The following is a 22,833-nucleotide window of genomic DNA, read 5'->3' as shown; positions in this document are numbered from 1 at the left end:
TGGCAATCGGAAAGGAGCCTGTCCGCATGGCCGACAGGGACTGGCCCATCCACGGCGACATCACCGGACCGATCGTCATGATCGGTTTCGGTTCCATCGGCCGCGGCACGCTGCCGCTGATCGAACGCCATTTCCGCTTCGACAAATCGCGCATGGTGGTGATCGATCCGCGCGACGACGACCGCGCGCTGCTCGACGAACGCGGCATCGCCTTCGTCCAGGCGCATGTGACCAGGGACAACTACAAGGAACTGCTGACACCCTATCTGAGCGCCGGAGACGGCCAGGGCTTTTGCGTCAACCTGTCGGTCGACACCTCCTCGCTCGACCTGATGAAATTGTGCCGCAAGCTCGGCGTGCTTTACGTCGACACGGTCGTGGAGCCCTGGCTCGGCTTCTATTTCGACGACAAGGCCGACAACGCCTCGCGCACCAATTACGCGCTGCGCGAGACGGTGCGCCGCGAAAAGCGCAAGCATCCCGGCGGCACCACCGCCCTGTCGTGCTGCGGCGCCAATCCCGGCATGGTCTCGTGGTTCGTCAAGCAGGCGCTGGTCAACCTCGCCGACGATCTGGGGCTCGCCTACACGCAGCCCGGTGCCGACGACCGCCGCGGCTGGGCGAAATTGATGAAAAAGGCCGGCGTGAAGGGCATTCACATCGCCGAGCGCGACACGCAGCGCGCCAAAAACCCGAAACCGATGGGCGTGTTCTGGAACACCTGGTCGGTGGAGGGTTTCGTCTCGGAGGGGCTGCAGCCGGCCGAGCTCGGCTGGGGTACCCACGAGAAGTGGAAACCGAAGAACGCCAGGAGCCACAAAAAGGGCAACCGGGCGGCGATCTACCTGGAACAGCCCGGCGCCAACACCCGCGTGCGCACCTGGTGCCCGACGCCGGGCGCGCAATACGGCTTTCTGGTCACGCATAACGAGGCGATCTCGATCGCCGATTTCTTCACCCTGCGCGATGGCAAGGGCAAGCTCGCCTATCGGCCGACCTGCCACTACGCCTATCATCCCTGCAACGACGCGGTGCTGTCGCTGCATGAGATGTTCGGTGCCGCCGGCAAGGCCCAGCCGGTCCAGCACGTGCTCGACGAAAACGAACTGGTCGACGGCGTCGACGAGCTCGGCGTGCTTCTCTACGGCCACAGGAAGAACGCCTATTGGTTCGGCTCGCGGCTTTCGCTCGATGAGACCCGCAAGCTGGCGCCCTATCAGAACGCGACCGGCCTGCAGGTGACGTCGGCTGTGCTGGCCGGCATGGTCTGGGCGCTCGAAAACCCGCGCGCCGGCATCGTGGAAACCGACGAGATGGACTTCGCGCGTTGCCTGGAGGTGCAAAGACCCTATCTCGGCCCGGTCGAAGGCCACTACACCGACTGGACGCCGCTCGACGGCCGGCCCGGCCTGTTCGCGGAAGACCTCGACGCCAAGGATCCCTGGCAGTTCCGCAATATTCTCGTCAGGTGATCGCAAGGTGGCCGGCCGGTGCCGACGGCCCCGCCCGTCGCATTGTCGCCTTGCTTTTGCCGGCCTGACGCGGCAAGACAGGCGGTGACGATGAGAGGAGCGCCACGATGAAGAAGACCCCCCTGATCCTGGCTGCGGCCGGCTTGGCCGTTTTGGCCGGCTGTCAAACGCAGGGCCCTGGCGGCGGCACCGCGGCGCCCCGTCCGACCGGTTTTCAGGGGACGTGGATCGACGCGACCGGCGGGGTCTCGACCCTGTCGGGCGGTTCGTTCCAGACCGTGGCGCTCGATACCGGCGAACGGCTTTCGGAAGGCCGCTATTTCTCCAGCGGCGCCGACCAGATCACCATGTCCGGCGTGTCCTTGGCCAGAAAGCGCCGCGGCCTGCCGGCCGAGATCAGCTTCAACTGCCGCCAGGTCACGACCGACCAGCTCAATTGCACCAGCGCCTCGGGCTCCACCTTCGTGCTCACGCGACGCCTGCCGGCATGACGCAAGGCGGCTGCCCGGCCGGACGGGTTTCGTTCGCCCGGGCCTGACGCGGATCGAAACTATTTTTTCAAGTGTATTGCCACGCCTTGCGTGGCCGAGCGCCCTCCTGCGATAACGCCTCAAAAAGGGGGAGGAGGACGCCGATGAGCGCCTATTTCGACGATCTGGAGGTTCGTGACCCGGCCGAGCGCGAGCGGGATCTGTTTCGGCGCCTGCCGCGATTTCTCGCAGACGCGGTCGCGGCGGCGCCAGGCTTGGCGCGCTGGCTGGACGGCGTCGCCCCCGAAACGGTGACCTCGCGCGAGGCGCTGGCCAGACTGCCGGTGCTGCGCAAGGCCGAACTGCTGGACATGCAGCGCCAAAACCCGCCCTTCGGCGGCTTTGTCGATGCCCGGGCGCTGGCCGGACAGCGCATTTTCATGTCGCCGGGGCCGATCTGGGAACCGCAGGGACAAGGCATCGATCCCGGCCAGGGCGCGCGCGCCTTCTTCGCCGCCGGCATCCGCCCCGGTGCGATCGTCCACAACGCCTTCGCCTATCATATGACGCCCGGCGGTTTCATTCTGGACGCCGGGGCGCGGGCGCTCGGCTGTATGCTGTTTCCCGCCGGCACCGGCAACACCGAAATGCAGGTCGAGGCGGCGGCGGCGCTGAAACCCACTGTCTATTGCGGCACGCCCGACTTTTTGAAGGTCATGCTCGACAAGGCACGCGAGTTGCAAAAGGACCTGTCCTGCTTTCGCCACGGGCTGGTCTCGGGCGGCGCTCTGTTTCCCTCCCTGCGCGCCGAATATGCCGAGCGCGGCATCGAAGTCCTGCAATGCTACGCCACCGCCGAATTCGGCGTCATCGCCTACGAGGCCGTCGACGCGGACGGCAAGCCGCTGCCCGGCATGATCGTCAACGAGAACCTGATCGTGGAGATCGTGCGTCCGGGCACCGGCGACCCGGTCGAGGTCGGCGAGGTCGGCGAGGTGGTCGTGACCGGCTTCAACCCGATCTATCCGCTGGTGCGGCTCGGAACCGGCGACCTGTCGGCAATCCTGCCCGGCGCGTCGGCCTGCGGGCGCACGGGAACGCGCATCAAGGGCTGGATGGGCCGCGCCGACCAGCGCACCAAGGTCAAGGGCATGTTCGTCGACCCCAAGCAGGTCGCCGACATCGTGCGCCGCCACCCCGAAATCGCGCGCGCGCGCCTCGTGGTGCGCCGCGACGGCGATCGCGACGCTATGGAACTCCAGATCGAGCCGGCCGGCGACGTCGCCCCGGATGTCGGCGCGATCACGGCGACGCTGCGCGAAACGACCAAGCTCGGCGGCACGGTGAGCGCCGTTCGGGCCGGCCTGCTGCCCAATGACGGCCGTGTCATCGCCGACGAACGCGACTATTCGGCCTGAGCCCTGCCGTCGAAACGCTTGCATCGGACCGGCCTCGGTGTGAACATGGCCTGCAACCAGGCGCGATAATTTTGACAACAAAGCGCGCTAGTTCTGAACTGGGTTGTTCGAACCCGGCCGCGCCGCAAGCCGGCCGGGGGTTAACGGGAGAATGGTCATGAAGAAACTCGCCGCGCTCGCTGCCGCCTCGGCCTCGATACTGGCCCTGTCGGCATCGGCCTCGTTTGCCGACTACACGCTCACCATCCTGCATATCAACGACTGGCACAGCCGGATCGAGTCGATCAACAAATACGATTCGACCTGCTCGGCCGACGACGAGACCGAGGGCAAGTGTTTCGGCGGCGCCGCGCGCCTCGTCACCGCGGTACGCGACCGGCGCGCCGCGCTCGACGGCCAGAACCTCTTGTTTCTCAATGCCGGCGACAATTTCCAGGGCTCCTTGTTTTACACGACCTACAAAGGCGCGGTCGAAGCGGAGTTCCTCAATCTGATGGGCACCGACGCCATGGCCGTCGGCAATCATGAATTCGACGACGGCGAGGACGGCCTCACGACCTTCCTCGACATTGCCGACTTCCCAGTGCTGAGCACCAATGTGAAGGTGACCGACGCCTCGAAACTGGCCGGGCGCATCGAGCCGTTCACGATCTTCGAGCGCGGTGGCGAGCGGATCGCCGTGGTCGGCGCGGTCGCCAACGATACCGCCGAATTGTCCTCGCCGGGCGACAACGTCTCCATCGAGGAGGACATCGCCACGATCACCGCCGCGGTCGAGGCGGTCAAGGCGCAAGGCATCGACAAGATCGTCGCGCTGACCCATGTCGGTTATCCGCGCGACCTGGCCGCGATCGCCAAGATCCCCGGCGTCGACGTGGTGGTCGGCGGTCACAGTCACACGCTGCTGTCGAACAAGGACGACGGCGCGGCCGGTCCCTACCCGACCATGGTCGACAATCCGGACGGTTATGCCGTTCCGGTGGTGCAGGCCGCCTCCTATTCGAAATATCTCGGCGAGTTCCAGGTCGTCTTCGACGACAATGGCGTCGTGACCTCGGCCAGCGGCGACCCGTTGCTGCTCGACGCCGCCGTCACGCCGGACGAGGCCGTTCTGGCACGTATCCAGGAGCTCGGCGCGCCGATCGAGGAACTCAAGAGCAAGGTGGTCGCCGAAACCAACGCGCCCATCGACGGCAGCCGCGAAACCTGTCGGGCGCAGGAATGCGAGATGGGCAATCTCGTCGCCGACGCCATGCTCGACCGGGTCAAGAACCAGGGCATTCAGGTCGCCATCCAGAACGGCGGCGGGCTGCGCGCCTCCATCGACGCCGGCGAGGTCACGATGGGCGAGGTTCTGGCCGTCCTGCCGTTCCAGAACACGCTCGCCACCTTCCAGCTGAAGGGCGCCGACATCGTCGCCTCGCTCGAAAACGGTGTCAGCCAGATCGAGGACGGCGGCGGCCGTTTCGCCCAAGTCGCCGGCCTGCGCTTCAGCTTCGATCCCTCTGTCGCTCCGAACGAGGGACGCGTCCAGTCGGTCGAGGTCGACGAAGGCGGCAGCTGGGTGCCGATCGACCCGGACAAGACCTACGGCGTCGTCAGCAACAATTTCATGCGCAATGGCGGCGACGGCTACGCGCTGTTCAAGACAAACGCCGAGAACGCTTACGACTACGGCCCCGGCCTGGAGCAGGTGGTCGCTGACTATCTGGTCGAAAACCGTCCCTATCAGCCGGTGATCGAGGGACGCATCACCAAGGTCGAGGCGATGGCAGCCGCTGAAGAACCCGCGGCGGCCGAGGAACCCAAGGAGGACATGGCTGCCGAAGCCGCGCCCGCGAGCGAGCCGGTGGTGGAAACCCCGGAATTGCCGGCGATGTCGAACACCTTGACGACCAAGGCGCCGGAAGTGCCCGCCGACAAGGCCGCCGAAGAGGCGGCCATGAAGAAGGCCGAGGAAGAAAAAATGGCCGAGGAGGCGGAAATGAAAGCCGCCGAGGAAGCCAAGGCCGCCGAAGAGGCCGCAATGAAGAAGGCCGAAGAGGAAAAAATGGCCGAGGAGGCGGAGATGAAAACCGCCGAGGAGACCACCCTTCCCGCCGACAAGCCCGCCAACGGCGATATGGCGATGGAGGACAAGACCCACATGATCGCGCGCGGCGACAATTATTGGGAGCTCGCGCGTGAATTCTACGGCGACCCGCAGATGTGGACCAAGCTGCAGGCGGCCAACCCGGATTACAACCCCGACCTGCTGCCGATCGGCAGCCCGCTCAAGGTTCCGGCCGCCAACTGAAGCCGCTTCGGCCTCGATCTCGCGACCAATTGCCCCGCTCCCGCCATCGGGAGCGGGTTTTGTTTTTTGTTGGCCGCACCTTGGTATAGAGCAGGTTTCACGCTTGATCCCGCGCCTCCGGCCGCTATGTGCCTCCTTCGCACGAGGACTGCTTCATGACGTTCACTCCGGCCCTTGCCGACAACCAAACCAGGAAGACCGGCCCGTTGCCTTCCGGCCATCCGCGCGTCGCGCCGCCGAAGGTCGGCGTCATGCTGGTCAATCTGGGCACGCCCGACGGCACCGACTTCACCTCGATGCGCCGCTATCTTCGCGAGTTCCTGTCCGACAGGCGGGTGATCGAATGGCCGCGCGCGATCTGGTATCCGATCCTCTATGGCATCGTGCTCAACACGCGCCCGAAAAAATCCGGCGCCGCCTATGACAAGATCTGGAACCGCGAGCGCAACGAATCGCCGCTGCGCACCTTCACCCGCGCCCAGGCCGAAAAGCTGGCGCACGCGTTGCAGGGCCACGACGAGGTCGTCGTCGACTGGGCGATGCGCTACGGGCAGCCGGCGATCGAAACCGTGCTCGACAGGCTGACGGACGCCGGCTGCGACCGCATCGTCATGTTCCCGCTCTACCCGCAATATTCGGCGACCACGACGGCGACGGTCAACGACGCGTTTTTCAAGGCGCTGATGAAAAAGCGCTGGATGCCGGCGACCCGTACCGTGCCGGCCTATCACGACGAGCCGGTTTATATCGAGGCGCTTGCGCGGTCGATCGAAACCCATCTCGCAACGCTCGATTTCGAGCCCGAGACGGTGATCGCCTCCTATCACGGCATTCCGCAAAGCTATTTCCGTGCCGGCGATCCCTATCACTGCCATTGCCAGAAGACGACGCGGCTGCTGCGCGAACAGCTCGGCTGGGACGAGAAGCGGTTGATAACCTGTTTCCAGTCGCGCTTCGGCCCGGAGGAATGGCTGCAGCCCTATACCGACAAGACCGTCGAGAAGCTGGCGCGCGAGGGCGTGAAATCGATCGCGGTCTTCAATCCGGGCTTCGTCTCCGACTGCCTGGAAACGCTCGAGGAGATCGCCGGCGAGGCAGGCGAGATATTCCATGAGGCGGGCGGAGAGAATTTCACCCATATTCCCTGCCTCAACGACAGCGCCGAAGGCATGGCGGTGATCGAAACGCTCGTGCGGCGCGAAGTGTCCGGCTGGATCTGACGGCGCAGGAGACAACCGGCATGTCTTCCAGGCTCGTTCCGTCCGTTCTCGTCGCGCTGGCCGCCGGCGTCGCGATCCTCGCCGGCCTCGTCGCCTTCAGTCGTCCACCCGAACGCCCGCGGCCGGACGCCGGGACCGGGCTCGATTTCGCCGCCGCGATCGCGACGAACCTGTCCACTCTCCCCGACCGGCAGGATTATCGCGCCCGCGACGCGACCGTGCTCTCCTACCGGCGCTATGCCGCAGCCAATGGCAGTGCCGCGCGCACGATCATTCTCGTCCACGGCTCGGGCTGGCACGGCATGCAGTTTCATGCGCTTGCCACGGCGCTCGCCGCGAACGGACTTGGAACCGTGATCGTGCCCGACCTGCGCGGACATGGGCCGGACCCGGTCCGGCGCGGCGACGTCGACCATATCGGCCAGCTCGAGGAAGACCTTTTCGACCTGATCGCCCACCTGAAGAACGGCGGCGAGCCCGGACGGCTCGTGCTCGGCGGCCATTCGTCGGGCGGCGGGCTGGTCGTGCGTTTCGCCGGCGGGCGTTATGGCGGCGAGGCGGACGCCTTCCTGCTGCTCGCGCCCTTTCTGAAATATGATGCGCCGACCACGCGGCCCGCGTCGGGCGGCTGGGCGCGCCCGGCGACCGGGCGCATCGTCGCGCTCGGCCTTATCAACACGCTCGGCATCACCGCCTTCAACCATCTGCCGGTAATTAGCTTCGCCATGCCGCGATCCGTGCTCGACGGCCCGCTCGGCAACACCGCCACAACACGCTACACCTACCGCATGAATGTCTCCTTCGCGCCGCGTCCCGACTACACTGGCGATCTCGCGCGGCTCGACCGGCCGTTTTTGCTGCTCGCGGGCGACCGGGACGAGGCATTCATCGCCGACAAGTACGAGTCGACGATCGGGCCGCACACAAGCAGCGGCTCCTATCGCATCCTGGCCGGCGTCAATCATCTCGGCCTGGTGGATGCCGAGGCAACCGTGAACGCCATCGAGGCCTGGCTGACCGAACGCGTCCCGGCGGGTTCGTGACCGGACGGCCGGCACAACTGTTTCCATCCGGCCACAAAACGGTCTAAGTCTTTCCGCTGACAGGAGCGCCGGCCCAGCGCCGGCGTCCCAATCGACATGGCCAGCGGAGGACTTACGCATGCCAATTACCGGTCTCGACATTCTCATTCCGGTCCTCGTCGTTCTCGTGCTGCTGCTCATCTTCGTCGGCATCAAGACGGTCCCGCAGGGAAACAATTTCACCGTCGAGCGCTTCGGCCGTTACACCCGCACCCTGTCGCCCGGCCTCAACATCATCGTGCCGTTCATCGACCGCGTCGGCGCCAAGCTGAACATGATGGAGCAGGTGCTCGACGTGCCGACCCAGGAGGTGATCACCCGCGACAACGCCATCGTTGCCGTGGACGGCGTCGCCTTCTACCAGGTGCTCAACGCAGCCCAGGCCGCCTATCAGGTGTCGGGCCTGGAAAACGCGATCCTGAACCTGACCATGACCAATATCCGTTCCGTCATGGGATCGATGGACCTCGACGAGCTGTTGTCGAATCGCGACGCCATCAACGAACGCCTGCTGCGCGTCGTCGACGAGGCCGCCAATCCCTGGGGCGTGAAGATGACCCGGGTCGAGATCAAGGACATCAACCCGCCCGAAAACCTGGTCGAGTCGATGGCCCGCCAGATGATGGCCGAGCGCAACAAGCGCGCCCAGATCCTGGAAGCCGAGGGCTTGAAACAGGCCCAAGTACTGGAGGCGGAAGGCCGCAAGGAGGCCGCGTTCCGCGACGCCGAAGCCCGCGAACGCCTCGCCGAGGCCGAGGCGCGCGCCACCCAGTCGGTTTCCGAGGCGATCGCCCAGGGCGGCGTGCAGGCGATCAACTATTTCGTCGCCCAGAAATACACCGAGGCGCTGGCCAAGATCGGCGCGGCCAACAACAACAAGGTCGTCCTGATGCCGTTCGAGGCTTCGTCACTGATCGGCTCGCTGGGCGGCATCGGCGCGATCGCCAAGGAAGTGTTCGGCGAGGATGCGGTGCCGCTCACCCGCCGCACCCCGGCGCGGCCGCCCGTCGTCACCCCGGACGAGTCATGAGCCCGGCACGGGAAAACCTGGCATGATCGCAAGCGTCTTCGTCGAACTCGGCCCGTGGAGCTGGATCGTGCTCGGCTTTGCCCTGCTGGCGGCCGAGATCCTGGTTCCCGGCGTCTTTCTTGTCTGGATCGGCCTGGCGGCGCTCGCCACCGGCCTGTTGTCGATCGCCTTGTGGGACGCCCGGTTCTGGGACTGGCAGCTACAGACGCTGGTGTTCCTCGCCCTGTCGCTGGTCGCCGCCTATGGCGGCTATCGCTTCGTCCACAACCGTCAGACGCCAAGCGACCAGCCGCTCCTCAACCAGCGCGCCCAGCAACTCGTCGGACGCACCGCCACGCTGGACGAGGCGATTCGCGACAGCCGCGGCCGTATCCGCATCGGCGACACCTATTGGCGCGTGACGGGTCCGGACGCGGCGGCGGGAACACGCGTACGCGTGATCGCGGTCGACAACGGCGATCTGGTCGTCGAAATTATCTGACAGCGCAGAGGCTGTCGCCGCAACCGTGCCGGCGCTTCACGCCGCGCCGAGCGCCAGCAAATCGTGGAAATGGACGATCCCGACCGGCCTGCCCTCGTCGACAACGACCAGGGCGCTGATGTGATGCTCGTTGAGCACGGCCATGGCCGCGCCGGCGAGCGTGGATGGACCGATCGTCTTGGGCTCGCGGGTCATCAGGTCCTCGACCGCGAGATCGGCGAGGTTGCGGTCGAGGCTGCGCGCCAGGTCGCCGTCGGTGAAGATGCCCGCCAGCCGGCCGCCGGCATCGATGACGCACACGCAGCCGAAGCGTTTTTGCGCCAGCATCATCACCGCTTCGGGCATGCGGGTTCCCGGTCCCACCAGCGGCAGTTCGTCGCCGCCATGCATGATCTCGCGCACCTGGGTCAGGTTGGCGCCGAGCTTGCCGCCGGGATGGAAGGTCTTGAAATTGTCCGGCGTGAAACCGCGCGCTTCCAGCAACGCCACCGCCAGCGCGTCGCCGATCGCCAGTTGCAGCAATGTCGACGTCGTCGGCGCCAGCCCGTGCGGGCAGGCCTCGGCCGCCTTGGGCAGGCACAAAACGATGTCGGCCTCCCGCGCCAGGGTGGAATCCTCGCCGGACGTGATCGCGATCAGCGGAATCGCGAAGCGTTTCGAATAGGAGACGATCCCCTTCAGTTCCGAGCTTTCGCCCGACCAGGACATAGCGATGACGGCATCGTCGCGGGTGATCATGCCGAGATCGCCGTGATTGGCCTCCGCCGGATGGACGAAGAAGGCCGGCGTTCCCGTGGATGACAGCGTCGCGGCCAGTTTCGAGCCGATATGATGGCTTTTGCCGACGCCTGTCGCGATCACGCGGCCGCGAATCGCCGACAGCAGCGCCACCGCATCCGCGAACGGTTCCGAAAGCCCGTTGTCGAGCGCCTCGGCCAGCGCGGCCATGCCGGACTGACCGGTCGACACCGTGCGCACCGCGGACGCGATCGCAGCCACGCGATCCGGCTGCTTCTTTTCTGGAATGCCCTGCATGGCGCTTCGTTTAGCCGCTTCGCCATGCCGTGTCCAACGCCATTTGACGCCCCGCGACACGCGGCGCGGACGGCACCGGAAAGCACCTCTCAACCAAGCGTTAACCATCCCGATTTACGGTTCGGTAAAGTTCCACCACGCGCGCACGCACCAGGACATGACGAGGACGCCGAAAAGCATGCGGGAAAAAACCGGCGTCCCGCTCTTGCGAGGGGCAGCCACCGGCATTCTCGCCGTCATCCTCAGCACCGGCGTCTCGACAGTCTCCGTTCTCGGTCAGGAGAGCGGGCTGCGTGGCGAGGTGTCGGAGGAAACCGTCAACCGCAGCCTGCTGTCGTCAGGCGGCATCCGTCCAGGCGACGAGGCCCGCCCGGGCGAGAGCGACACGGCGCCACAAACCTATGTTCCCGTCAGCGAAGGCGCGCTTCCCGGCGACACCGAAGACGACGCGGACCCGGACGGGCGCGGGCGCAGCATTTTCGCCGATTCAAACGAGGACGACGATCCCTTCGCCGACGCGCCGCGGCCCGCCGGACGGCCATCCATGGCGCGCCTGAACCGGCGCCAGGCGCAACCGGACGGCGCGGCCGAGCGCACGCAAGACCGGGCAACTGGCACGGCCGCACGAGGCGCGAACGAGGCGGCGGACGAAGACATCGTCGAAACCACCGCTTCGGTACGCGCGCCGACCCTCGACAGTCTCGATCAGGACGCCAACACTTCGGCCGAGGTCCTCAACGGCCGTGTCGAGGCGATCGAGACCCGCGACCTGGAAACCGAGGAGGCGCCCTATGCGCCGCTCGGCCTGCGGCTCGGCACGTTCGACGTCACCGCCACGCTCGATCAGGGCGTGCGCTGGACAAGCAATGTCGATTCCAGCCCCGGCGGCGAGGAAGGCTGGCTCTCGGAGACCCAGCTTCGCCTCAACGCCGTGTCCGACTGGTCGCGCCACGCCGCCCGCGCCAGCCTCTACGGTACGTTCCTGAAATCGGTGTCCGGCGCGGACTATTCCCAGGCCCAGGGCGGCCTCGACGCCGCACTCGATCTCGATCTCGGCAGCGGCTACGCGGCGACGGCGGGCTTTGCCTACACGCTGCGCCCGGAGACCGCGTCCTCGCCGGTGGTGATCGTCGGCACCGCCTCGCAGCCGCTCCAGCACGGCCTGACCGGAACGCTCGGCCTGCGCAAGGATATCGGCAAGCTGCGCCTGTCGGCGACCGGGCTCCTCGACCGCGAATTCTATTCCGACGCCGAATTGTCGGGCGGCGGGACCCTGTCGCAGGAAGAACGCAACGCGACCCTGGCCTCGGTGGCCTTGCGGGTCGGTTACGAGATCGCGCCCGCGCTCGTGCCATTCGTGGAGACCGAGATCGGGCGTCGTTTCTACGATCTTGAAATTGACTCGAGCGGCTTTGCCCGGTCCGCCGATCGCCTGGCCGTGCGCGGCGGCGCGGCCTTCGACTTCGGCGAAAAGCTGTCCGGCGAAATCTCCGCCGGCTGGCTGCGCGAGACCTTCGACGACACGCGCCTGGCACCCGTTGCCGGTCCCGCCGTCGATGCCCGCCTCGCCTGGTCGCCGGTGCGCGGCACCACCGTCACGCTCACCGGCTCGACGACCGTCGAAGGCACGACCAGCGCCGGCGAGAGCGGCTCGATCCTGTACTCGGGCGGGCTTGCCCTGTCGCGCGAGGCACGCGCCAACCTGCTTCTGGAAGCCTCGATCGGCGCCGACTGGCGCGATTATGTCGGCACCAGCGACACCGAGCGCGCGCTGCGCGCGGAAGCCGGCGCGACCTGGTGGTTCAACCGCTATGCCGGTATCAATGGGCGCCTGCGCCACGAAACCTTCACCAGCACGCTGCCCAATCGCGACTGGCAGGCAAGCAGCGTCTATCTGGGCCTTCGGCTGCAGCGCTGAACCATGCCTGCCGAAGGCGGGCGCGTCAGCGCTTGCTGGCCCGGCGCTCGACCGGCTCGATTTCCGCCATCAGCCGCGACAGTTCCTCCGAGACGACCGGCTGGATATCGGGACGCCACAGCGCGAAGGCGACATTGGCCGCCACAAACCCTTCCGGCGAGCCGCAATCGAAAGTCCGGCCCCTATAGTGGTAGCCATAGAAGGACTGGCGCTCCATCAGCGTCAGCATGGCATCGGTCAACTGGATCTCGCCGCCGGCGCCCTGCTTCTGTTCGGCCAGAATGTCGAATATCTCCGGTTGCAGGATGTAGCGCCCGTTGATGTAGAAATTGGACGGCGCCGTGCCCGGGGCCGGCTTTTCCACCATGCCGGTGATCTCGAAACCGGTGCCGGCCGCCTCACCCTTTTCAACGATGCCGTATTTATGCGTCTCGGCCGGGTCGCATTCCTGAACCGCCACGACGTTCTGGCCGGTGCGGGCGTAGAGATCGACCATTTCGGTCAGGCACGACCGCTTCGACTGCATGATCATGTCGGGCAGCAGAAGCGCGAACGGCTCGTCGCCGATGATCGAGCGGGCGCACCACACCGCATGGCCCAGCCCCAGCGGCTCCTGCTGGCGCGTGAAGCTGGTTTCGCCGGGTCCGGGCTGCATGCGCTGCAGCCGCGCAAGCTGGGCGTCCTTGCCGCGCTGGGCAAGCGTATCGTAGAGCTCGACCTGGATGTCGAAATGATCCTCGATCACGCCCTTGTTGCGCCCGGTGACGAAAACCAGGTGTTCGATGCCGGCCTCGCGCGCCTCGTCGACGACGTATTGGATGACGGGCTTGTCGACGACGGTCAGCATCTCCTTGGGCACCGCCTTGGTCGCCGGCAGGAACCGGGTGCCGAGCCCGGCGACCGGAAAAACCGCTTTTCTGACTTTCTTCATCGCTGCAACCACACTTTCGCTTCCGGCCCTGACATCTTCACGCCGGAATTAAAAAATATCCAACAGGAGAGGCGGTCGGTGCGGTTGCACCGCCCTATGTCTCGTTGATTCACACTATGGTAAACCCTTTTCTAACCGCAACCCGCGAAAGATCATCCCGAGACAACAAACGGATCAGATGATGTTTGCAAAATCAGTCGTCGCACGCGCGACCAGCCTTTTCGCCGGTGCCGCGGTCGCGTTCGCCCTGCTGACCGCCCCGGCTCTGGCCGATGCCAAGTTCGAGCGCTGGGTGGCGGGCTTCCGCAGCACCGCCCAGAAGAACGGCATTTCCAAATCCACGCTCGACCGCGCCTTCCGCGGCGTGACCGCGCCCGACCCCGAAGTGCTGGAGAAGGCGCGCTATCAGCCGGAATTCACCGCCCCGGTCTGGGACTATTTCGACAACCGCGTCCACGAGCATTCCATCTCCGAGGGCCGCCAGATGGCGCGCAAATGGAAGAACTGGCTCGACCGCATCGAATCGCGCTTCGGCGTCGACCGCCATATCCTTCTGGCGATCTGGTCGATGGAATCGAATTACGGCGAGATCCTCAAAAACGACCGCGTGATGCGCAATGTGGTGCGCTCGCTGTCGACATTGGCCTATGCGGACAAGCGGCGCGCCAAATTCGCGCGCACACAGCTCCTCGCCGCCCTGAAGATCCTGCAATCGGGCGACATCGACGTCTCCCACCTGACCGGGTCCTGGGCCGGCGCGATGGGCCACACCCAGTTCATCCCAACCAGCTACCAGGCCTATGCGGTCGACATTGACGGCAACGGCCGTCGCGACATCTGGAACTCCATCCCCGATGCCTTGGCGACGGCGGCGAATCTCTTGCGCAAGAACGGCTGGCAGAGCGGCAAGACCTGGGGTTACGAGGTCAGCCTGCCGCCGGGCCGGAAATTTCCCGCCGGATCGATGTCGCTGGCGCAATGGCAGTCGATCGGCGTAACGCGCACCAACGGCAAACCCTTCCCGCGCCCGTCCGAGAAGGCCGAGCTGAAAGTACTCGACGGCCGCGCCGGGCCGGCCTTCCTGATGACGCGCAATTTCTTCATCCTGAAGCGCTACAACAATGCCGACAAATATGCGCTCGCCGTCGGTCTGCTCGCCGACGAGATCGCCGGTTATGGCGGGTTGGAACGCGACTGGAACCGGCCCTTCACCAAATTGAGTTTCGCCGAAAAACAGGAACTGCAGAAGCGCCTCGGTGCGGTCGGGCTCTACGACGGTCCGATCGACGGCAAGATCGGCTCCGGGTCGCGCGGCGCCATCGAAACCTATCAGAAGCGGGTCGGGATGCCGGTCGACGGCCATCCGAGCATGGAAGTGCTCAACCGGCTGCGGCGCTGAGGCGAAGGAAGCTTGATGCACCAGCGGGCTTCGACACGACTGCGCGGCACACGTCTCCTGGCGATCGTGCTGCTTGCCCTGGCGACCGTCGTCGTCGACGTCGCCGGCGTGGCCTATGCGCAGGAGCGGCCACGCTCGCTGCTGGAGTTCCTGTTTCGCGGCGGACGCGAACGCGCCCGCCAGCCCGAACGTCGGCAGGTTCCGCAGGTTAAAAAGCGCAGCGCGCCCCGGCGCACCACGGCGCCACGACACTCCGCCGCGCCGTCGCGGCCGGCCGTCGAGGTGGTTGAAAAGGCCGAAAACGCCCGTGTCGTCATCGTTGTCGGCGACTTTCTCGCCGGCGGTCTGGCGGAAGGGCTGACAACCGTCTTCGCCGAGGATCCGACCGTACGCATCGTCGACAAGTCGAACGGCTCGTCGGGTTTCGTGCGCGACGATTTCTACAACTGGCCCGTCGAGATCGGTCCGATCCTGGACGACGCGAAACCGGCCGTCGGCGTTGTCATGATCGGCTCGAACGATCGCCAGCAAATGCGCGTCGAGGGAAGCCGCGAAAGCGTGCGCTCAGAAAAATGGACGGCGGAATACGCCGCCCGCGCCGCAGCCTTGGCGCAGAGTTTCGCCGAGCGCAACATCCCCGTAGTCTGGGTCGGCCTGCCGGCGTTCAAATTCTCCTCGATGAGCTCCGACATGCTGGCCTTCAACGACCTGCAGCGCAACGCGGTGGAAACCATCGGCGGCACCTTTGTCGATATCTGGGAAGGTTTCGTCGACGAAAACGGCGCCTATGCCGCCACCGGCCCGGACATCAACGGACAGGCGGTCAGGCTGCGCGCCAACGACGGGATCAATTTCACCCGGGCCGGCCGCCGCAAGATCGCCTTTTACGCCGAAAAGCCGTTGCAGCGCATATTGGGTGACGGCCGCTCCACCGTCTTTCCCGAACTCGGCGTGCCCGAGCTGATCGGCCCGCCGGCGGCGGGCCAGCCCACGGTCGAACGCACGCCCCCAATCGCGCTCGGCGATCCCGAACTGGACGGCGCCGACGACCTGATGGGCGCCAGCCTCGACCCTAAGGAAGGCGAGGCCGTGACCCTGTCCGAAAAGCTTGCCATCGAGGGAAAGACGCCCGAGCCCCGTCCCGGACGGGTCGACGATTTTTCGATCCGCGTCCAGCCGGCGGCAGCCGTTGCGCCCGCTCCCGGCGCGGACCGCAACGAAACGTCGGCGATCGTGCCGGCCCGTTAGAGTCGTTCTGCTCTTCACGGCATCGCAGACCGGCTCTACCTTATTGTTTTAACGCGTTTGCGAGCGGCGAACCGGCGTCCACTTCGCCAGGAAACGCTTTGGCCCGCCCCCAAAGGCTCTGACGGCTTCGAGCCCTGGCCGCCGGCACCGGCCAAAACCGCCCAGCGGGCGCCGTTTCCGCAGGCCGGCTTGAATTTTGACGGATTACCGCGGCAGCACCGTCGATCCCATCAGGAAGGCGTCGATCGCATGCGCGGCCTGGCGACCCTCACGAATAGCCCACACGACCAGCGACTGCCCGCGCCGCACGTCGCCGGCGGCGAAGAAGCGGTCGAGACTGGTGCGATAGTCGCGGTCGTTGGCTTCGACATTCGTCGAGCGGCGGCCGTCCACAACGGTCGCCACCTTGCCCGCCAGTTCCTGCATGATGCCGCCCTCGATCGGGCCGGAAAAGCCGATTGCGACGAAGGCCAGATCGGCGCGGATCAGGAACTCAGTCCCGGCGATCGGCTTGCGCGCCTCGTCGACCGCGGCGCATTTGACCCCGGTCAGAACCCCGTCCTCGCCGACGAACTCCAGCGTCGCGACCTGGAACTCGCGCTCGGCCCCTTCGGCCTGGCTGGACGAGGTGCGCATCTTGGTCGCCCAATAAGGCCACACCGCCAGCTTGTCTTCCCTCTCCGGCGGCTGCGGACGGATGTCGAGCTGGGTCACGCGCACCGCACCCTGGCGAAACGCCGTGCCCACGCAGTCCGACGCCGTGTCGCCGCCGCCGACGACGACGACGTGCTTGCCCCCGGCCAGGATCGGCGCCGACGGCCAGGCCGACGACTGGATGTCCTCGCCCGCCACGCGCCGGTTCTGCTGAACCAGATAGGGCATGGCGTCGTGCACGCCGCCCAGTTCGCTGCCGGGAATGCCGGCCGGGCGCGGCTTTTCCGATCCGCCGCAATAAAGCACGGCGTCGTAGGTCGCCAGCAGTTCGTCGACGGTCTTGTCGACGCCGACATTGACGCCGCAGAAGAACGTCACCCCCTCGCCCTCCATCTGGCTGACGCGCCGGTCGACATGGTGTTTTTCGATCTTGAAGTCCGGAATGCCGTAGCGCATCAGGCCGCCCGGCCGGCTCTCGCGCTCATAAACATGCACGTCGTGGCCCACCCGGCCGAGTTGCTGGGCTGCCGCCATACCGGCCGGGCCCGAACCGATGATGGCGACTTTCTTGCCGGTCTTGTGCTCGGCCGGATAGGGCCGCATATAGCCCGTCTCCCAGGCCTTGTCGGCAATCGCGTGCTCGATCGTCTTGATGGCGACGGGAATGTCCTCGAGATTGAGCGTGCACGCTTCCTCGCACGGCGCCGGGCAGATACGCCCGGTCCATTCGGGAAAATTGTTGGTCGAGTGCAGATTGCGGATCGCCGTGTCCCAGTCGCCATTATAGACGAGGTCGTTCCAGTCCGGGATCTGGTTGTGAACCGGACAGCCCGTCGGCCCGTGGCAATAGGGAATGCCGCAGTCCATGCAGCGCGCGGCCTGTTTCTCGACTTCCTTTTCCGACATCGGCAGCGTGAACTCGCGGAAATGCCGGATGCGGTCGGAAGCCGGCTGGTATTTGTGCACCTGCCGGTCGATCTCGAGAAAACCTGTTACCTTGCCCATATGTCGCTCTCCAAGGCACCGCGGCGCGGAGCTTACGCCCCGGCGCCGGCACGGTGTCCGTGTTCCTGCCTACTCCGCCGCCAGTCCCATGCGCATGCGCTCCATCTCGATGAGCGCGCGGCGATATTCGACCGGCATCACCTTGCGGAATTTCGGCCGGTAGTCGGCCCAATTGTCGAGGATCTCCTTGGCCCGCGTCGAGCCGGTGTAGTGCATATGATTGGAAATCAGCTGCACCAGCCGCTCCTCGTCGTGCCGGGTCATGTCGCCGGAGACGTCGACACGGCCCTTGTGGGCGAGATCGCCGCCATGGTGGTGCAGTTTCTCCAGCATGTCGTCTTCTTCCGGCACCGGCTCCAGCTCGACCATGGCCATGTTGCAGCGTTCGGCGAAATCGCCAACCTCGTCGAGCACATAGGCGACGCCCCCCGACATGCCGGCCGCGAAATTGCGTCCCGTCTGGCCGATGACGACGACGACGCCGCCGGTCATGTATTCGCAGCCATGGTCGCCGACACCCTCGACCACCGCCGCAGCCCCCGAATTGCGCACCGCGAACCGTTCGCCGGCGACGCCGCGGAAATAGCATTCGCCCTCGATCGCGCCGTAAAGCACCGTATTGCCGACGATGATCGAGTTTTCCGGCACGATCCGCGCGCCCTCCGGCGGGCGGATGACGATGCGGCCGCCCGACAGGCCCTTGCCGACATAATCGTTGCCGTCGCCGTTGAGTTCGAACGCCACGCCGCGGGCCAGGAACGCACCGAAGGACTGCCCGGCCGTGCCGGTGAAGCGCACCGAAATCGTGTCGTGCTTCAGCCCTTTGTGGCCGTGGCGCTTGGCGACCTCGCCCGACAGCATGGCGCCGGCCGAGCGGTCGACATTGCGGATCGGCATCTCGATCGACACCTTCTCCTTGCGCTCGAGCGCCGGCGCGGCCTCGGCGATCAGCTTGCGGTCGACGATGCCGTCGATCGGATGCTGCTGGCGCTGGGTCCAGTAGGTCGCCTCCTTCGGCGCCGCCGGCTTGTGGAAGACGCGGCTGAAATCGAGGCCGCGCGCCTTCCAGTGCTCGATCAGCGGCCGCTTCTCGATCAGGTCGGTATCGCCGATGATCTCGTTGAGCGCGCGGTAGCCCATCGCCGCCAACAGGGTCCGCACTTCCTCGGCCACGTAGAAGAAATAGTTGATGACATGTTCCGGCGTGCCCTTGAAGCGCTTGCGCAGCACCGGGTCCTGGGTCGCCACGCCGACCGGGCAGGTATTGAGATGGCACTTGCGCATCATGATGCAGCCGGCCGCGATCAGCGGCGCGGTCGAAAAGCCGAACTCGTCCGCCCCCAGAAGCGCGCCGACGATCACGTCGCGCCCGGTGCGCAGGCCGCCGTCGACCTGAAGCGCGATGCGCGAGCGCAATCCGTTCAGCACCAGCGTCTGGTGGGTTTCGGCCAGCCCCATCTCCCATGGGCTGCCGGCATGTTTCAGCGAGGTCAGCGGCGAGGCGCCCGTGCCGCCGTCATAGCCGGCGATGGTGATGTGGTCGGCGCGCGCCTTGGCCACGCCGGCCGCCACCGTGCCGACCCCGACCTCCGACACCAGCTTGACCGAGATATCGGCGGCCGGATTGACGTTTTTCAAATCGAAGATCAGCTGGGCCAAATCCTCGATCGAATAGATGTCGTGGTGCGGCGGCGGCGAGATCAGCCCGACGCCTGGCGTCGAATGGCGCACCTTGGCGATGGTGGCGTCGACCTTGTGGCCGGGCAATTGTCCGCCCTCGCCGGGCTTGGCGCCCTGGGCGACCTTGATCTGAACCATGTCGGCATTGACCAGATATTCGGTCGTCACGCCGAAGCGGCCGGACGCGACCTGCTTGATCGCCGAGCGTTCGGGGTTGGCGGCGCCGTCGGGCAGCGGCATGTAGCGGTCCGGCTCCTCGCCGCCCTCGCCGGTGTTCGACTTGCCGCCGAGCGCGTTCATCGCCCGCGCCAGCGTCGTATGCGCCTCGCGGCTGATCGATCCGAAAGACATCGCCCCGGTCGAAAACCGCTTCACGATCTCGGCGACCGGCTCGACCTCTTCGAGCGGCACGGGCTTGCGTCCCATCTCCGCCGCAGTGCGGATGTGAAACAGCCCGCGAATGGTCTTGGAGCGCCCGGAAGCCGCGTCGATCTGCTCGGCGAAGTCCTTGTAGGTGTCGAACGAGCCCTTGCGCACCGCATGCTGCAGGCTCGCCACCGCGTCCGGCGTCCACACATGCTCCTCGCCGCGGATGCGGTACATATATTCGCCGCCGACATCGAGCGCGTTGCGCAGAACCGGGTCGTCGCTGAAGGCGGCGACGTGGCGCTTGACCGTCTCGGCCGCCACCTCCTCGAGCCCGACACCCTCGATCGTGGTCGCCGTGCCGGTGAAATAGCGCTCCACGAACGCGTTCTTCAGCCCGACCGCGTCGAAGATCTGCGCGCCGCAATAGGACTGGTAGGTCGAGATGCCCATCTTGGACATGACCTTCAAAATGCCCTTGCCGATCGACTTGATGTAGCGCGTGACGATTTCCTGCGCGTCGACCTCGGGCGGGAACTCGCCGCGTCGGTGCATTTCCACCAGCGTGTCGAAGGCGAGATAGGGGTTGATCGCCTCGGCGCCGTAGCCCGCCAGGCAGCAGAAATGATGCACCTCGCGCGGCTCGCCCGATTCGACCACCAGCCCCACGGCCGTGCGCAGACCCTTGCGGATCAGGTGATGATGCACCGCCGCAGTTGCCAGCAGCGTGGGAATGTCGATCCTGTCCGGGCCGATCTGGCGGTCGGAAAGCACGATGATGTTGTAGCCGCCGGCTACGGCCGCCTCCGCGCGCTCGCACAGGCGCTCGACCGCCGCCTCCATGCCCTCCGCGCCCTCGGTGGCGGAATAGGTGATGTCGATCGTCTTTGTGTCGAAGCGATCCTCTGTGTGGCCGATGGAGCGGATTTTTTCGAGATCGGCATTGGTCAGGATCGGCTGGCGCACCTCAAGGCGCTTCTTGCGCGACGAGCCGACCAGATCGAAAATGTTCGGGCGCGGTCCGATGAAGGAGACCAGGCTCATCACCAGTTCCTCGCGGATCGGGTCGATCGGCGGATTGGTGACCTGCGCGAAATTCTGCTTGAAATATTCGTAAAGCAGTTTGGTGCGGCCCGACATGGCGGCGATCGGCGTGTCGGTGCCCATCGACCCGATCGCCTCCTGACCGGTGGTGGCCATCGGCGCCATCAGCAGCTTGAGATCTTCCTGCGTGTAGCCGAACGCCTGCTGGCGATCGAGCAGCGACACGTCGCGGCGCAGTTCGCGCGGTTCCACCGGCTTCAACTCTTCCAGGATGAGCTGGGTGGAATCGAGCCATTGGCGATAAGGATGCTTGCCGGCGATCTCCGACTTGATCTCCTCATCGGAGACGATACGCCCCTTTTCCAGGTCGATCAGCAGCATCCGGCCGGGCTGCAAACGCCATTTCTTGACGATCTTGGCCTCGTCCACCGGCAGCACGCCGGCCTCCGAGGCCATGATCACGCGCTCGTCGTCGGTGACGATATAGCGCGCCGGGCGCAGGCCGTTGCGGTCGAGCGTGGCGCCGATCTGGCGCCCGTCGGTGAAGGCGACCGCGGCCGGACCGTCCCACGGCTCCATCAGCGCGGCGTGGTATTCGTAGAACGCCTTGCGGTCCTCGCCCATCAGCTTGTTGCCGGCCCAGGCTTCCGGGATCAGCATCATCATGGCGTGGGCGAGCGAATAGCCGCCCTGCCACAGGAATTCGAGCGCATTGTCGAAACAGGCCGTGTCGGATTGGCCCTCGTAGGAGATCGGCCACAGCTTGGAGATGTCGTTGCCGAACAGCTCCGAATCGACCGAGGCCTGGCGCGCCGCCATCCAGTTGACATTGCCGCGCAGCGTGTTGATCTCGCCATTATGAGCGACCATCCGGTAGGGATGGGCCAGCTTCCACGACGGGAACGTGTTGGTCGAAAAGCGCTGGTGCACCAGGATCAGCGCCGATTCGAAGCGCGGGTCGAGCAGGTCCTTGTAGTAGGCGCCGACCTGGTAGGCGAGGAACATGCCCTTGTAGACGATCGTGCGCGAGGACAGCGACACGGTGTAGGAGCCGTTGTCGCGCCCGCCGGTTTCCTCGAAAATGCGCGCCGACACCACCTTGCGCAGGATATAGAGGCGCCGCTCGTAGTCCTCGTCGGATTCGATCGCCGGATTGCGGCCGATGAAGACCTGCAGATGCACCGGCTCCGAGGCCGCGATATGCGGCGCCTTCGACAGCGAGGAATTGTCCACCGGCACGTCGCGGAAGCCGATCAGCGGCTGGCCCTCGGCCTGCGTCACCTCAGCGAACACCTGCTCGATATGGGCGCGCAGGTCGCGGTCGCGCGGCATGAAGATGTGGCCGACCGCATAATGGCCCGGCGGCGGCAGCTCGATGCCCTTTTCGGCCATCTCCTCACGGAAGAACCGGTCCGGAATCTGGACCAGCACGCCCGCGCCGTCGCCCATCAGCGGATCGGCGCCGACCGCGCCGCGATGGGTCAGGTTTTCGAGCATGGCGAGCCCGTCGAGCACGATCTGGTGCGACTTGCGGTTCTTCATGTCGGCGATGAAGCCGACGCCGCACGAATCGTGTTCGTTGCGCGGATCGTAAAGCCCGCGCGCGTCCGGCAACCCGCCGGGAATCGGCAAAACGGCACGTTTGGCGGCACGCGCATCGCGCCCGGCGGCCAGGCAGGGCTGCGTCGTCGCTGATGGCGTCGAATCCGTCATCGTCCTTCCTCCATATACCCCCTGATTGCGGGGTGCCTTGATATCGCGGACGCCCATTTTATCAGCACGTCCACCTCGTGCACATCGCTCCACGAGGGTGACCTGTCGGGCTCGGCTTCACAGACCGCGAGCATCCCAGGTCGCTGTTGTCCGGCGCACACGCCAGAGCCGGCGTCCCACGCCAGCCCCGGCCCGAATTTCCCGGATAAATAAGACAGCAGTACTGTCCTAATTCCACAATGGCAGAATTGAATACCGCACACAAGACCGGATCGCGATCTTTTTCGCATGAAATCGCAACAAAATTATCCCCGGAGAGCTTATGGGAAAATTTAGTTTCAAGAAGCTGTCGATCATGTCTGATCGCGCCG

15 protein-coding genes are annotated in these 22,833 nt (G+C 65.8%); 11 read left to right on the top strand and 4 right to left on the bottom strand.

The window, feature by feature from the left end; translation table 11 throughout:
* The first annotated feature begins 26 nt into the window (after positions 1-26).
* The 8 genes from EP380_RS19865 (at position 27) to EP380_RS19830 (ending at position 9,469) form a co-directional block, all read left to right on the top strand.
* Positions 27-1,472, top strand: coding sequence for a homospermidine synthase (locus tag EP380_RS19865; protein ID WP_127600277.1), 1,446 nt, complete (start codon positions 27-29; stop codon positions 1,470-1,472).
* A gap of 107 nt (positions 1,473-1,579) precedes the next feature.
* Entirely contained in the window at positions 1,580-1,963 is a 384-nt protein-coding gene (locus tag EP380_RS19860; RefSeq protein ID WP_127600275.1) for an Omp10 family outer membrane lipoprotein, read from the top strand.
* A gap of 143 nt (positions 1,964-2,106) precedes the next feature.
* On the top strand, positions 2,107-3,360 hold the full coding sequence (locus tag EP380_RS19855) for a phenylacetate--CoA ligase family protein (protein ID WP_127600273.1): 1,254 nt from the start codon (positions 2,107-2,109) through the stop codon (positions 3,358-3,360).
* 157 nt (positions 3,361-3,517) lie between these two features.
* Complete coding sequence (locus tag EP380_RS19850; RefSeq protein ID WP_127600271.1) at positions 3,518-5,656, top strand: 5'-nucleotidase C-terminal domain-containing protein; 2,139 nt, start codon at positions 3,518-3,520, stop codon at positions 5,654-5,656.
* A gap of 155 nt (positions 5,657-5,811) precedes the next feature.
* Positions 5,812-6,876 carry a ferrochelatase gene (hemH, locus tag EP380_RS19845; protein ID WP_127600269.1) on the top strand — a complete coding sequence of 355 codons (1,065 nt, stop codon included), beginning with the start codon at positions 5,812-5,814 and terminating at the stop codon, positions 6,874-6,876.
* A gap of 20 nt (positions 6,877-6,896) precedes the next feature.
* Positions 6,897-7,919: an alpha/beta fold hydrolase gene (locus EP380_RS19840; protein WP_127600268.1), complete on the top strand. Its 1,023-nt coding sequence runs from the start codon at positions 6,897-6,899 to the stop codon at positions 7,917-7,919.
* Positions 7,920-8,037: 118 nt separating this feature from the next.
* The gene (locus EP380_RS19835) at positions 8,038-8,988 is read left to right on the top strand and encodes an SPFH domain-containing protein (protein WP_106570909.1); all 951 of its coding nucleotides are present in this window, start codon (positions 8,038-8,040) and stop codon (positions 8,986-8,988) included.
* A 22-nt stretch (positions 8,989-9,010) separates the two neighbouring features.
* The gene (locus tag EP380_RS19830) at positions 9,011-9,469 is read left to right on the top strand and encodes an NfeD family protein (RefSeq protein WP_106570910.1); all 459 of its coding nucleotides are present in this window, start codon (positions 9,011-9,013) and stop codon (positions 9,467-9,469) included.
* A gap of 36 nt (positions 9,470-9,505) precedes the next feature.
* Here EP380_RS19830 and EP380_RS19825 read toward each other — a convergent pair whose 3' ends face one another.
* Positions 9,506-10,504 (bottom strand): KpsF/GutQ family sugar-phosphate isomerase, encoded by a 999-nt coding sequence (locus tag EP380_RS19825; protein ID WP_106570911.1) that lies wholly within the window; start codon positions 10,502-10,504, stop codon positions 9,506-9,508.
* A 178-nt stretch (positions 10,505-10,682) separates the two neighbouring features.
* On the opposite strand from EP380_RS19825, the gene EP380_RS19820 reads away from it, so the two are divergent.
* Positions 10,683-12,422 carry an outer membrane beta-barrel protein gene (locus EP380_RS19820; protein WP_127600266.1) on the top strand — a complete coding sequence of 580 codons (1,740 nt, stop codon included), beginning with the start codon at positions 10,683-10,685 and terminating at the stop codon, positions 12,420-12,422.
* Positions 12,423-12,447: 25 nt separating this feature from the next.
* On the opposite strand, the gene galU is transcribed toward EP380_RS19820, so the two are convergent.
* Positions 12,448-13,353 (bottom strand): UTP--glucose-1-phosphate uridylyltransferase GalU, encoded by a 906-nt coding sequence (galU, locus tag EP380_RS19815; RefSeq protein WP_106570913.1) that lies wholly within the window; start codon positions 13,351-13,353, stop codon positions 12,448-12,450.
* Positions 13,354-13,534: 181 nt separating this feature from the next.
* Here galU and EP380_RS19810 point away from each other — a divergent pair, with 181 nt between their 5' ends.
* Positions 13,535-14,752 (top strand): lytic murein transglycosylase, encoded by a 1,218-nt coding sequence (locus tag EP380_RS19810; protein ID WP_106570974.1) that lies wholly within the window; start codon positions 13,535-13,537, stop codon positions 14,750-14,752.
* 15 nt (positions 14,753-14,767) lie between these two features.
* Complete coding sequence (locus tag EP380_RS19805; protein ID WP_127600264.1) at positions 14,768-16,000, top strand: SGNH/GDSL hydrolase family protein; 1,233 nt, start codon at positions 14,768-14,770, stop codon at positions 15,998-16,000.
* A 204-nt stretch (positions 16,001-16,204) separates the two neighbouring features.
* Here EP380_RS19805 and EP380_RS19800 read toward each other — a convergent pair whose 3' ends face one another.
* Together EP380_RS19800 and gltB are read right to left on the bottom strand one after the other, a co-directional pair.
* Entirely contained in the window at positions 16,205-17,659 is a 1,455-nt protein-coding gene (locus tag EP380_RS19800; protein WP_106570915.1) for a glutamate synthase subunit beta, read from the bottom strand.
* Between the two features lie 69 nt (positions 17,660-17,728).
* On the bottom strand, positions 17,729-22,519 hold the full coding sequence (gltB, locus tag EP380_RS19795) for a glutamate synthase large subunit (RefSeq protein WP_476739145.1): 4,791 nt from the start codon (positions 22,517-22,519) through the stop codon (positions 17,729-17,731).
* Positions 22,520-22,833: the final 314 nt, after the last annotated feature.

This window comes from Nitratireductor alexandrii (assembly GCF_004000215.1).
Taxonomy (GTDB): Bacteria; Pseudomonadota; Alphaproteobacteria; order Rhizobiales; family Rhizobiaceae; genus Mangrovimarina; species Mangrovimarina alexandrii.
Note: the sequence above shows the minus strand (reverse complement) of the source record. Positions and strands in the feature narration are given on the sequence as shown.

What these genes read in the sequence shown, in the direction of transcription:
- EP380_RS19820 (WP_127600266.1), top strand. Translation starts at nt 10,683, where the DNA reads ATGCGGGAAAAAACCGGCGTCCCGCTCTTGCGAGGGGCAGCCACCGGC.
- EP380_RS19850 (WP_127600271.1), top strand. Translation starts at nt 3,518, where the DNA reads ATGAAGAAACTCGCCGCGCTCGCTGCCGCCTCGGCCTCGATACTGGCC.
- EP380_RS19835 (WP_106570909.1), top strand. Translation starts at nt 8,038, where the DNA reads ATGCCAATTACCGGTCTCGACATTCTCATTCCGGTCCTCGTCGTTCTC.
- EP380_RS19840 (WP_127600268.1), top strand. Translation starts at nt 6,897, where the DNA reads ATGTCTTCCAGGCTCGTTCCGTCCGTTCTCGTCGCGCTGGCCGCCGGC.
- EP380_RS19830 (WP_106570910.1), top strand. Translation starts at nt 9,011, where the DNA reads ATGATCGCAAGCGTCTTCGTCGAACTCGGCCCGTGGAGCTGGATCGTG.
- EP380_RS19805 (WP_127600264.1), top strand. Translation starts at nt 14,768, where the DNA reads ATGCACCAGCGGGCTTCGACACGACTGCGCGGCACACGTCTCCTGGCG.
- EP380_RS19825 (WP_106570911.1), bottom strand. Translation starts at nt 10,504, where the DNA reads ATGCAGGGCATTCCAGAAAAGAAGCAGCCGGATCGCGTGGCTGCGATC.
- EP380_RS19860 (WP_127600275.1), top strand. Translation starts at nt 1,580, where the DNA reads ATGAAGAAGACCCCCCTGATCCTGGCTGCGGCCGGCTTGGCCGTTTTG.
- EP380_RS19865 (WP_127600277.1), top strand. Translation starts at nt 27, where the DNA reads ATGGCCGACAGGGACTGGCCCATCCACGGCGACATCACCGGACCGATC.
- galU (WP_106570913.1), bottom strand. Translation starts at nt 13,353, where the DNA reads ATGAAGAAAGTCAGAAAAGCGGTTTTTCCGGTCGCCGGGCTCGGCACC.
- EP380_RS19800 (WP_106570915.1), bottom strand. Translation starts at nt 17,659, where the DNA reads ATGGGCAAGGTAACAGGTTTTCTCGAGATCGACCGGCAGGTGCACAAA.
- hemH (WP_127600269.1), top strand. Translation starts at nt 5,812, where the DNA reads ATGACGTTCACTCCGGCCCTTGCCGACAACCAAACCAGGAAGACCGGC.
- EP380_RS19855 (WP_127600273.1), top strand. Translation starts at nt 2,107, where the DNA reads ATGAGCGCCTATTTCGACGATCTGGAGGTTCGTGACCCGGCCGAGCGC.
- gltB (WP_476739145.1), bottom strand. Translation starts at nt 22,519, where the DNA reads ATGGGCGTCCGCGATATCAAGGCACCCCGCAATCAGGGGGTATATGGA.
- EP380_RS19810 (WP_106570974.1), top strand. Translation starts at nt 13,535, where the DNA reads ATGTTTGCAAAATCAGTCGTCGCACGCGCGACCAGCCTTTTCGCCGGT.